7 protein-coding genes and 1 pseudogene are annotated in these 12,027 nt (G+C 57.4%); 6 read left to right on the top strand and 2 right to left on the bottom strand.

Features of this window, described 5'->3' with window-relative positions; all coding sequences use genetic code 11:
* Positions 1–140 precede the first annotated feature (140 nt).
* From PA598K_RS28945 to PA598K_RS28930, 4 genes are all read left to right on the top strand, one after another.
* Entirely contained in the window at positions 141–2,366 is a 2,226-nt protein-coding gene (locus tag PA598K_RS28945; protein ID WP_128660275.1) for a helix-turn-helix domain-containing protein, read from the top strand.
* 279 nt (positions 2,367–2,645) lie between these two features.
* Positions 2,646–3,539, top strand: coding sequence for an ABC transporter permease (locus tag PA598K_RS28940; protein ID WP_128660274.1), 894 nt, complete (start codon positions 2,646–2,648; stop codon positions 3,537–3,539).
* Positions 3,540–3,555: 16 nt separating this feature from the next.
* The gene (locus PA598K_RS28935; RefSeq protein ID WP_128660273.1) at positions 3,556–4,446 is read left to right on the top strand and encodes a carbohydrate ABC transporter permease; all 891 of its coding nucleotides are present in this window, start codon (positions 3,556–3,558) and stop codon (positions 4,444–4,446) included.
* A 110-nt stretch (positions 4,447–4,556) separates the two neighbouring features.
* Entirely contained in the window at positions 4,557–6,173 is a 1,617-nt protein-coding gene (locus PA598K_RS28930; protein ID WP_128660272.1) for an extracellular solute-binding protein, read from the top strand.
* Positions 6,174–6,314: 141 nt separating this feature from the next.
* On the opposite strand, the pseudogene PA598K_RS39235 reads toward PA598K_RS28930, so the two are convergent.
* Positions 6,315–6,764 (bottom strand): annotated as a pseudogene (locus PA598K_RS39235) (alpha/beta hydrolase); the annotation flags it as partial.
* An 815-nt stretch (positions 6,765–7,579) separates the two neighbouring features.
* On the opposite strand from PA598K_RS39235, the gene secA reads away from it, so the two are divergent.
* A complete protein-coding gene (gene secA, locus PA598K_RS28920) occupies positions 7,580–10,012 on the top strand; it encodes a preprotein translocase subunit SecA (protein WP_128660271.1) in 2,433 nt (810 codons plus the stop codon).
* On the top strand, positions 9,942–11,297 hold the full coding sequence (locus PA598K_RS28915; protein ID WP_128660270.1) for a hypothetical protein: 1,356 nt from the start codon (positions 9,942–9,944) through the stop codon (positions 11,295–11,297). Before secA ends, PA598K_RS28915 begins: the two co-directional genes overlap by 71 nt.
* Before the next feature lie 94 nt (positions 11,298–11,391).
* On the opposite strand, the gene PA598K_RS36650 is transcribed toward PA598K_RS28915, so the two are convergent.
* A partial coding sequence (locus PA598K_RS36650; RefSeq protein WP_446674105.1) for a BclA C-terminal domain-containing protein occupies positions 11,392–12,027 on the bottom strand: 636 nt, incomplete at its 5' end.

Raw genomic sequence — 12,027 nt, 5'->3', positions numbered from 1 at the left:
ATCCCGTGACCGTAGGCATTGTTTTTCAACAGACTGAAATATGTCTTACTTGGATTTCAAAAAAACAGTCGCGAATCGCGATAAATGAATCGCCGAGACTCCTAAAGGATGGTAAAATTGAGGGACAGGAGGTTGATCCGATGAGGATGAGTTGGTATTACCGTATGATGTTGTCGTATACGCCGATTTTTTTTATTGTCATCTCTTCCGTCATCTTTGTCCTGTTCAGCACCTTGAACCATCAATCGGAGAACCGCTACCTCGAGACCAACAAGGCGATCGTCGGACAAATGATGCAAAACACGGAAGCCAATCTGCAGCTGATCGAGCGCAATGCTGTTAGCGCTCTCATTATTGATCGGGCGCTGCAAAGCTTCTTTGATGATCGCGCGAAGACCGTCTACGACTACTATATGATTCAGAAGAAGCTGATCGAATTAAAGTCGACGTTTCCGTTTGTCAGCTCGATCTATCTCTATGACGAGGCCGGGCAACGGGTGTTGTCCGATTCCAATGCCTATCCGCTGGCAACCTTCGCGGACCGTGGCTTCCTGACCGCTGCATTGGCCGATCCCGCCGGCTCGGGCTGGACCGCGCCGCGCGACTATGCCTTGTCTCCGCATGATCGCAGCCGGCAGAAGGTCGTCTCGATCATCAAGTCCTACCCGTACTCGACGTTGTCCAAGGGCACGATCGTCATCAATATCTATGTCAGCTCGCTCATGGAATACCTCAATCAGTATAACGAGGTTAATCGGGATCGGGTCGGTCTGATGGCGGCGAACGGGCAGATGTTCCAGGGAGAGGGCGTGGAGGCGACGGGCACATCGTTGCGCGCCGTGTCGGAGTATACGGGGTGGACCTATTATGCCGATCGCGTCAATGCGACGGGATATTCGGCGTTGTCGCTGCTATCCAACGTATGGATCATCGTCATCCTGATCATTATCGTGCTGGCCTTGATCTGGTTTACGATTATTACCCATCTTCATTACAAGCCGATCCAGACGCTGGTCGCCAAGGTCAACACCTTCACGGCGATGAAGAGCGAAGCGCTAGGCCTGCGAGCCTCGCGCAACGAGTTCAAGCTGATCGAATCGGCGATCGACCAACTGCTGAAAAAATCGGTTGATTACGACTCGCTGCACGCGGCCGATGCGCAGCATCGCAAGCGGATCCTCGTCGAGGAGCTGCTGGCTGGCCATCGGACGATGAGCGACGAGCAGTGGCGTGAGCAAGCCGAAGCGTTGGGGTTGCCGGCGAGCTACGATCGGCTGGGCGTCATCCTCGTCGAGATCGATCGCTATCCGTCCTTCGCGGGAGCGTACAAGGCGGCCGATCAGCGACTGTTGAAGTACATCGTCGAGAGCGCCCTGCGCGAGCATGCCGATGACAGAGGCATCCAGCATGCCAACATCTGGACCGAGCCGCACCGGATGGCGTTCCTGCTGTTCGTCCAGGAGGCGCATGGCTCTTGCTCGGAGTTGCTGTATGAGCTATGCGAGGCGTATCGGGACTGGATCGGCGATAATCTGCAGCTCACCGTCTCCGTAGGCATCGGCGCCGTATCCGACGAGATGGACACGATCGCCCAGTCGTATCGCAACGCCGAGTGCAATCTGTCCTACAAAGCGGTCTTCGGCACAAGCGCCGTTATCGACAACCGGCTGGCCGCGACCAAGTCGGGCAAGGACGGCTATGCGGCTTACGCGGCGTTGCCCGAGCTCGCCCATCTGCTCCGCAAAGGCGAGCAGCAGTGGCGCGATCGTCTGGCGGATATCGTCCAGGAGCTGCAGCAGCGCCGACTGAGCGTCTCCGACCTCGCCTCGTTGACGTTGGATCTGGGTCATCATCTACAGCAGGATTGCGAGTCGCAGTCGCCGGAGCTTGCCGCGCTCTGGCGCGAGCAGTATCATGGGGTATTCCAGACGCTCGCCGAGGAGATCGAGACGCTCGAGGAGCTGCATCTGGAGCTGGAGTCGGCGCTCGACAAGCTGGCCTCCGAGTACACCAAGGTCCGGGAGAGCGGCAGCAGCCGCTCGGTCGCCTTGCAGATGAAGGCGCGCATCGATCAGGATTATGCCGACCCTGGACTGTCGCTGCAGAGCGTCAGCGAGCCGTTCGGGATGCCGGCCAGTCATGCGAGCGTCCTCTTCAAGAGGGAGACCGGCGAGAAGTTCATCGATTATGTGCTCAAGGTCCGGCTGGACCATGGCCGCCGGATGCTGCTGGACTCGGAGGAGCCGATTCAGTCGATCGCAGAGAAGGTAGGCTACTCGCATGTCCTCTCCTTTCACCGGGCCTTCAAAAAGCTCTTCGGCTTCCCGCCAGGCGAATATCGGGCCATCCATCGCGTACAACGCTAACCTGCTACGATCTGCCGGTCCTTCCGGCAGATTTTTTTTGCGACTAACCGTTCTCCTGCGCCAGGTTAAGCTTATAAAAAAGGTAAACTCACCCGGCTGGGCCAGGAAAAACGGTAGCGTAAGCTCCGAAATTCCTGTCAATGTGCAAGGGCTTTCACAGGTGGTAAAGTAGGCTGTGTCAGACCGGCTGAGCAACAGATGACATATCACCGATAGGAAAGAGGGGAGACGATGGCGATTCCTGCAAGACCACGCACCCGCGGAGCATCACGATGGCAGATGAGGAGTCTGGTCCGAGACTGGCAGCTCTATTCACTGCTTGTGCTCCCTATGATCTACTTTTTAGTCTTCAAATACGGGCCGATGTTCGGCGTCGTTATTGCATTCAAGGACTACAATATTTTTCAGGGCATCCTGGCGAGCCCTTGGGTCGGCTTCGATACGTTCCGCGAGGTTTTCCAGATGGACGGCTTCTACCGGGCGCTGCGCAACACGCTGCTGCTCAATCTGCTCGATCTGCTCATCAGCTTTCCGATGCCGATCATCCTGGCCATCCTGCTCAATGAGCTGCGCGTCAAGTGGTTCAAAAAAGGCGCCCAAATGGTGCTCTACCTGCCGCACTTCATCTCATGGATCATCATCGGCGGCATGGCGATCCAGCTGCTGGCGACCAATACCGGCATCGTTAACAATGTGTTGAAGTCGCTCGGGCTGTCGGCGATCCCGTTCCTGACCGAGCCGCTCTACTGGGTGACGACCTATCTCGGAATCGGCGTCTGGCAAAGCGCAGGCTGGGGCACGATCATCTACCTGGCGGCGCTCACGGGCATCAACCGCGACTTGTACGAGGCGGCCGAGGTGGACGGCGCCAACCGGCTGCGCAAGATGTGGCATATTACGCTGCCCGGCATCAAGCCGACCATCATCATCCTGCTGATCATCAACATCGGACATATGGCCAGCATCGGCTTTGACCGGCCGTTCGTGCTGAGCAATCCGCTCGTCACCAATGTCTCCGAGGTTATCAGCACCTATGTATACAAAATCGGTATCCAGTCGGCGCGGTATACGATCGCCACGGCGATCGGGCTGTTCCAGGCAGTCGTCGGCCTCATCTTCCTGCTGTCGGCCGATTATATCTCCCGCAAGGTCAACGACCAGGGCATCTGGTAAGGAGGGCGCATCAGCTATGGCTAATCAAGTAACCGAAACGTCCCGACCCGACGGTCGCAACCGGATGGTCGATATCGTCATCATCATCGTCATCACGGCGGCAAGTCTGCTCTGTCTGATGCCGATGCTGCATATCCTCGCCCTGTCGATGAGCGGCAACAGCGCCATCATGGCTGGGCGGGTGACGCTGCTGCCGATCGACATCGACTTTACCGCCTACCGGACGGTATTCGGCAATATGCAGATGATCCGTTCGCTTGGCTTCACGATCCTGCTCGTCTCGATCTTCACGGTCATCTCCATGACGATGACGATTATGGCGGCCTATCCGCTGACCAAGAGACATCTGAAGGGCCGCGACGTCTTCCTGTTCATCATCGTCATCACGATGTTTTTTAGCGGCGGCATGATCCCCGAGTACTTGCTGGTGCGCAATCTGCATCTGCTCGACTCGATCTGGGCGCTCATCCTGCCGGGAGCGATCAATGCATTCTACCTGCTCATCATCAAAACCTTCTTCACCTCGATCCCGGTCGAGCTGGAGGAGTCGGCCCGTATCGACGGGGCCAGCCAGTATCGCGTGCTGTTCAGCGTCGTGCTGCCGTTGTCGCTGCCGGTGCTGGCGACGCTCAGCCTGTTCTACGCCGTTGGCCGCTGGAACGGCTTTATGGATGCGCTGCTCTATATTACGAACAGCAATCTGTATCCGCTGCAGCTGCGTCTGTACGAGATGGTCGTCAACAGCCAGGTCAACAGCATGCTGGAGGGGCTGAGCAGCGTCGCCCCTGTGCCTGAGAGCCTGAAGGCCGCCTCGATTATGTTCGCCACGCTGCCGATCCTGCTCGTCTATCCATGGCTGCAGCGCTACTTTGTCTCCGGTATGATGATCGGGGCCGTCAAGGGGTGAACCTCTGGCAGTCCTCTATGCAGTGCAGTATTGGTAGTTACGTCTGGCCGGGGACATCCGGCGGAAGTTGCTATAGAGTGTAAGTCACTACACCATAAGGAGAGGGTCTTATGAAATTCATGACAAGTCGTTGGACGACACGCACGATGTCCGTGCTGCTCGCTGCCGCGATGATCGCGGGCTGCAGCAGCAACAGCGGGGGCGGCGGAGAAAGCGCAGGGGGCACGACCAATACGGGCAACACCGGCAGCAACAAAGAAGAGACAACCAACGCCGGGCCGCCGATCACGCTGCGCGTCGAGCTGTTCGACCGCAACAACACGCCGGCGGGCGCGCCGCCGATCACCGATAACTTCATGACGCAATACGTGCAGAAAAACTTCGGCGAACCAAACAACATCAAGGTCGAGTTCGTCACCGTGCCGCGCACCCAGGAGGTCGAGAAGCTCAACGTGCTGATGGCCGCCAATCAGGCGCCGGACCTCGTCTATACGTATGACAAGCCGACGGTCGAGAAGTATGTGAAGGATGGCGGACTGACCGATCTCGGGCCGCTGATCGAGCAGTACGGGCAGAACCTGAAGCAGGTATTGGGCGAGGAGGTGCTGCAATACGGCGTGTTCGACGGGACGCAGTACGCGATCCCGGCCCGTCGGGTGCTGCTGCCGCAGAGCACGACGATCATCCGCAAGGACTGGCTCGACGAGCTGAGCTTGCCGCTGCCGACGACGACGGAGGAATTCTACAACACGATGAAGGCGTTCAAGGAGAAGAAACCAGGCAAATCCGGCGACAATGTCGTGCCGTACGGCCACATCGATCCGTTCCATCTGGTGCCGCTGCAATACTCCTTCCTCGATTGGAACAACATCTCGGACGAGGACTTCTATGCGATGCCGGACTGGCTGCTGCCAGGCAACAAGGAAGGCTTCCGCTTCATGAACAAGATGTACAATGAAGGGCTGATGGACCCCGACTTCCCGCTGACGATGAACAAGGACCTGACGAAGTTCCAGAAGGATCTGATCAACGGCTGGGTTGGCGCGGGCACGACGAATACGAACGAGCCGGTCTACCAAGGGTATCTGGCAGAGGTATACAAGGCTGATCCGAACGCCGAGCTGGTGGCGATCGATCCGTTCAATACGCCGGATGGCAAGTATCCAAAAGCGCTCTATTCGCCGAACGGTCTCTATATCTTCGTGCCGAAGGCAAGCAAAAACGCCGAAGCGGTCATCAAATACCTCGACTGGATGGCGATGCCGGAAAATATCATCCCCCTGCAAAACGGCATCGAAGGCGAGACGTACGAAATGGTCGACGGCGTGCCGGTCGTGCTCGACAACGATCAGGCGAGACAGACGCTCTACAACTACCCGGACTATGCCGTCATCCTCAACGGCAAGTTCGTCAGCGCTACCGACGAGAGCCTGAACATCGCGGCCAACGCGTCGGAGCCGGATCATAAGGAATTCACGGTCGAGAGCATCGAGAAGGGCTCGAAGGACGGCGTGCTGAAGCCGCGTGTTTCGACGCCGATCGAGGCCGAGATCAAATATGCGACAACGCTCAAGGAAAAGGCCGACGAAATCTTCGTCAAGGTCATCACCGCCAAGCCGGACGACTTTGACCGCATCTACGAGGCCGAGGTGCAGGACTACATGAAGATCGGCGGCCAGGAGGTCATGGACGAGAAGCGCAAGGCGTACCAGGCCGAATATAAGTGATGCACTGCTCGCGCTCTGGCGCCCCTGCTGAGTCAGCTGGTCGGGACAACGCTGCGAGCGCGCACGAAGCCCCCGGAACCGCATATGCGGCCGGGGGCTTTTTGACGTTGGGAGGGAATAGAGGTTGCCTGGTATGCTGTATCAATCGACAACACGATATTGATCGGCGAGTTGTTCCAGGGTGCTGCTTGGAATGCCTTTAAGATATTGATTGAAAAAAGCAACACTGACTTCATTGATAATCCGATGGACGAGTCTGGGGTCTTCTCCTGGATTCGATAATATCGGGGAGAATAGATGGAAGTCCGTAAAACTCATATGGGACGTATGCGGTATCGTCATCGTAAATCCGCCGCCTTGAAGAGCATTTGTGCGCCGATTAACCGTCTCCTCCCAAAGTCCAGTACCAGGCATCGGACTACCGTATAAGGTTCCATCCATATTCATAGCTGCCTTGATACGTGGATCCTTTAGCAGCATCTGAGCAGAGGCCGCTCCGCCGTAAGAGTGTCCGAACATTCCGATTCGGCTCAGATCAAGTCGGCCAGTAAAGAAGCCTTGTTCATCTTTGCTATTTAATTGTTCAAGCTGAAGTGTATTCATCTGCCCGCTCATGATCTATAAAGTGGTATACAGTAGTTCCTACAGAGTAGGGACCACTCGGTTGATGAAAAGAGAACACTGGGAGCAGGGCGGGCATAGCAACCATGACTGATGTAGACAGCATCCATATTAGAGTTAACAGACAGGCTATCACATATCTCTTCTTTCTAGTACGTTGCCGGCTTTTATTTTTTAACAATATAAAAACGGTCAGGATAAGTAGAACTGCATACCCGGGTATCATTTGCCAACGGTATCCCTCTATGAATAACTGGGCAACGGTTACGGCATAAAGAGCGAGCAGGGTATACTTCAAACCGTTTTTATTCGGCCGTGGTCCCCAAATCATAACTATGGCTAATGCACTAATCAAAACCACGACGAGCAATTCTAAAAGTCTCATTAAATCTCTCCTTGATGTTAGTTAACCCTTTCGTCATATCAATATAACGAGGTTAGTACGGAGTGTCAAATAAGGAAGCCAGAGTATATTATGGCGAAAAACACACAAAAAACCGCTGTTCCCTTGAAAGAGAAACAGCGGTTTTGGCAGCTTTGCGACAATCTCACGCGTCTCTGCAGACACCTCGCGCAGCGTATTCGTCGGCGTCGCCAGCCTGCTGTCGTGAGATAGCGCCCTCTGTTTTGGAGCCCCCGGAACCGTATGCGCGGCCGGGGGCTTTTTGGACATTCCAGGAGGGCGCAAACCCAAGCGGGAGTAGGCGTAGGAGCGATATATTTTTCCCTTGTCTTCAGCAAAAAATGGTATAATGGAACGAGGAAAACGAGAGAGGGAGAATGGCATGCTCGGTACAGTAAAGCGCTTCTTTGAAGACAACAATGCCCGCGAGCTTCGGAGACTGGAAGCGACTGCGAATCGGATCGAGGCTATGGCTGCGAATGTGTCGCAGAAGACGGACGAAGCGCTCGCACAGATGACCTCGACGTTCCGCAACAGACTGGCAGCAGGCCAGCCGCTTGACGCGTTATTGCCCGAGGCTTATGCCGTTGTAAGGGAGGCGGCGGATCGGGTGCTCGGTCTGCGGCACTTCCCTGTACAACTGATGGCGGGCGCTGCTCTGTTCCGGGGACAGATCGCCGAGATGCAGACCGGCGAAGGCAAGACGCTGGCCGGTACGTTGCCCGTATACCTTCACGCCTTATCCGGCAAGGGTGTGCATGTAGCCACAGTGAATGATTACTTGGCGTTGCGCGATAGCGAGGAGATGGGGAGGGTGTTCCGCTTCCTGGGACTCTCCGTCGGCTGCATCCAGAAGGGGATGAGCCGCGAGCAGAGACGCGCCGCGTACGCCTGCGATATTACATATGGCACCTCCAGCGAGTTCGGCTTCGACTATCTGCATGATCATCTGGCGCTGTTCGAGCATATGACCGTGCAGCGTGAGCTGCAATACGCCTTGATCGACGAGGTCGACTCGATCCTGATCGATGAGGTGCGGACACCGCTTATCATATCCGGCAAGGCTACGCAGAGTACCGAGCATTACTTCCGGGCCAATCTGTTCGCGGCCTCGCTGCGCGAGGGCACCGGCTTCGTGCTCGAGACCCACCAGCACGCGATCGTGCTCACCGAGGATAGCGTACGGATGGCGGAGGAGTACTTCCAGATCGACAATCTGTTCTCCGAGGAGCATGTGTTGATCAATCATCATATCAATCAGGCGCTGCGGGCCCACCATATGCTGCGTCGGGACGTCGATTATGTCGTCAAGGACGAGGAGATCGTGCTCGTCGACGGGAACACGGGCAGACTGATGGAGGGTCGGCGTTACAGCGATGGCTTGCATCAGGCGATCGAGGCCAAGGAAGGACTGCAGCTCAATAACGAGAGCATGACCCATGCGACCATCACGTTGCAGCACTACTACCGCATGTATCCGAAGATTGCGGGCATGACCGGCACCGCCCGCACGGACGCCGACGAGTTCGGCAGAGTGTACGGCCTGACCGTCATCAGCTTCCCTACCCATCGAACATGCGTCCGTCGCGATCTGCCCGATGTGATCTACAAGACCGAAGCGGCCAAGTATGCGGCGGTCACGGACGAGATCGGGCGTCGTCACGCGACAGGTCAGCCGGTGCTCGTCGGCACCGTCTCCATCGAGAGCTCGCAGCGCCTCTCCTGGCTGCTCGCCGAGCGGGGAATCGCGCACCGCGTGCTCAATGCGCATTATCATCGCGAGGAGGCCGAGATCATCAGCGAGGCGGGTCAACGGGGAGCGGTGACGATCGCGACCAATATGGCGGGACGGGGCACCGATATCCGACTGGGAGCGGGCGTGGATGGACTGGGAGGTCTGCATGTCATCGGCACCGAGCGCCATGACAGCCGGCGGATCGATAACCAGCTGCGCGGTCGCTCTGGCCGTCAGGGCGATCCGGGCTCGACGCAGTTCTACCTGTCGATCGAGGATCAACTGATGCAGCACTTCGACTCTGGGGCGATGAAGGCGAAGCTGGAGCAGCAGGGCTACGCCGACGATACGCCGCTCGAGGGACAGCTGATCACGCGCAGCATCGAGTCGGCGCAGCGGATCGTCGAGGGCATCCAGTTCGAAGCGCTCACCAAGGTGATGCAGTATGACGAGGTGCTCGATCGTCACCGCCGGCGCATCTATCGCGATCGCAGAGAGGTGCTGCATAGCGGCCGGACGAGAGAGAGCGTCGAGCGGATGATCGACTCGGTGCTGCAGCAAGCAGTCGAGCGCTATTGCCCCGAGGAGGCGATCCCGGAGCATTGGGAGCTGGACAAGCTGGTCGCTTATGTCGAGCGGCAGGTGCTGGAGGCAGGCGGGGTGACTCGCGATGAGCTGACAGGCCTGTCTAGCGAGGGCCTGTGCGAGGATTTGCGGGCGCGGTCGATCCGGCTCTACGATGCCAAGGAAGCGAAGGTCGGCCGGAGCGTCATGGAGCGGTTCGAGCAGTACGCGTTGCTCCGGATCGTGGACAAGCACTGGCAGGAGCATCTGCGAGATCTGGAGCATCTGCGGCAGGGCATCCATCTGCGCGTGTACTCGGGCAGCGACCCGCTACAGGATTACGAGAGCGAGAGCCATGAGTTGTTCCTGCGCATGGTGTCGATGATCGAGGAAGAGGCTGTGAAGGAGATCGTCAAGATTATTATCGTGGAGAGGAATGTATCCGATGAGCAAGCCCCGCATCCTGATCGGCAGCCCCATCCGGCAGACGCCGGTCATACTCAAGCTGTTTCTTGAATCGCTTCGTTGGCTGGAGGGGGAGGCCTATGTTATCGATTATGTATTTGTGGATGACAATACCGACCCGCTATCTTCAGTTATGCTGCGCCAATTCGCCGCTTCGACGGGTCGGACGAAGCTGCTGACCCATGAGGCGGCTGTAGGATCTTGGAAGGCTGCGCCCGGGGGCGGACATCTATGGCTGGAGGAGACGGTGTGGAAGGTAGCGGCTATGAAGGATCGGATCCTCGCGATGGGTCAAGAGTGCGGGTATACGCATGTGTTCCTCGCCGACTCGGACCTGTTGTTCCATCCGCATACGTTGACCCAGTTGCTCCAGGCCGGACAGGACGTCGTCTCGACGATCTATTGGACGCGCTGGCAGGTGGGCACGACTCCGATGCCGCAGGTGTGGCTGCATGGCGAATATGAGACGTATCCGTTGATCCGCCAGCAGGAGACATCCGAGCACGACCGCAGGCTGGCCAGCCAACGTTTCTTTGCTGAGCTGCGGGTGCCGGGGCTGTACGAGGTGGGCGGCCTCGGCGCTTGTACGCTCATCTCGCGTCAAGCGATCGAGCGGGGCGTCAGCTTCCGGGAGATCCCCAATCTCTCCTATTGGGGAGAGGACCGTCACTTCTGCGTGCGGGCTGCGGCAATCGGCATCAGCCTGTTCGTCGATACGACCTACCCGGCGTATCATATCTACCGGGAGGAGGAGCTCGTCGGCGCAGCCGCCTTCATCGCAGCCAAGGGAGACACACAGCGGCTGCCGGTTGAGTCAGCCGATGCGTATGGGAGAGGCGTCGAGCTTTTGGAGTATGGCTTCGAACTGCTGGCGATGGAAGCGTGGCAGGAGAGCTGGGACAAACGAGAGGGCGACGCGCGGCAACAGGTCCAGCTGCTGTTAGAACTGGACGCCCATTATGGGAGACAAGGGGATATGATGCGGGGCCGATCCTTGCTGCTGGAGGGACTGGCCGAGCTCCCCTACGCCGAGCTTCATTGCCGACTGGGCTCCAAGTGCATGGACAACGGCAATTGGCAGGAGGCAGCCGCCTGGTTCCGCGCTGCGGTCGGGACGCCGCGACCGGACGATTGGGAGCGGTCGATCGATGTTTCTTCATGGACTTGGAAGCCTTATATCCAGCTCTGCGTATGTACACTTCAGTTGGGAGATCCGCAGCGCGCCTTCGAGTACAATGAGCGAGGGCTTATGTTTGAGCCGGACCATCCGACGATGCTGGCCAACCGCGAGGCGTTGCTGGCCATGCTGGCTGAGCAGCGATCCACGACGGCCTGATACTTTATTAGCTTTCTGAAACATGCAAAAGCCCCTTCCCTCCAAGCATAGGAGGAAGGGGCTTTACTATTTTTACGATGTGCTGCTCTTTAGATTAGGACAGTCTGAGGATACTAACTGAAGCGCCGTCGCCTTCCATGAGGTTGACTGAGTTATCCACCCCGAACAGTTGCAGTTGCAAGACATCCCAGGCGTTTAGTTGGATAATAAAACCGTTGTTTAGTGTCGTGCCAGCAGATGTTCCAGTGACAATGCTCTTTTTGATCTCCGTACCATTAAGGATCATCCTGGCGTTGGCGCCGATAAAATTGTCCAGATTGATATTGTATTGGATGAAATAATAACCAGTCTCATAAATGGTAAAGCCGGTCATTGTGTTGTAGCTAACGGATGAGCTCGGGATTTCTTCCGAATACAGCTGGATGTCGGTGCCGCTGGCTGTAACGGAAATGTTAGTCTGAGTATCGACACCGGCGTACGCATAACCACTAATGCCAACGCCTGTTGCACCCGTCGCGCCCGTGACACCGGGATCGCCCATTGCTCCTGTAGCTCCTGTAGCGCCGGTCACGCCAGCGCCCGTCGCACCAGTGGCACCAGTGGCACCAGTAGCGCCAGCCCAGCCGGTAGCGCCCGTGGCACCAGTGGCTCCGGTCACACCGGCGCCCGTCGCACCGGTGGCACCCGTGGCGCCTGTAACGCCAGTCGCGCCCGTAGCCCCCGTAGCCCC

Source organism: Paenibacillus sp. 598K (genome assembly GCF_003851045.1).
In the GTDB taxonomy this organism is placed as follows: domain Bacteria; phylum Bacillota; class Bacilli; order Paenibacillales; family Paenibacillaceae; genus Paenibacillus_D.
The sequence above is the reverse complement of the archived record's forward strand: the minus strand, read 5'-3'. Positions and strand labels throughout refer to the sequence as shown.

Coding starts and splice junctions, on each gene's coding strand:
- PA598K_RS28945 (WP_128660275.1), top strand. CDS start 141: ATGAGGATGAGTTGGTATTACCGTATGATGTTGTCGTATACGCCGATT.
- PA598K_RS28940 (WP_128660274.1), top strand. CDS start 2,646: ATGAGGAGTCTGGTCCGAGACTGGCAGCTCTATTCACTGCTTGTGCTC.
- PA598K_RS28935 (WP_128660273.1), top strand. CDS start 3,556: ATGGCTAATCAAGTAACCGAAACGTCCCGACCCGACGGTCGCAACCGG.
- PA598K_RS28930 (WP_128660272.1), top strand. CDS start 4,557: ATGAAATTCATGACAAGTCGTTGGACGACACGCACGATGTCCGTGCTG.
- secA (WP_128660271.1), top strand. CDS start 7,580: ATGCTCGGTACAGTAAAGCGCTTCTTTGAAGACAACAATGCCCGCGAG.
- PA598K_RS28915 (WP_128660270.1), top strand. CDS start 9,942: ATGAGCAAGCCCCGCATCCTGATCGGCAGCCCCATCCGGCAGACGCCG.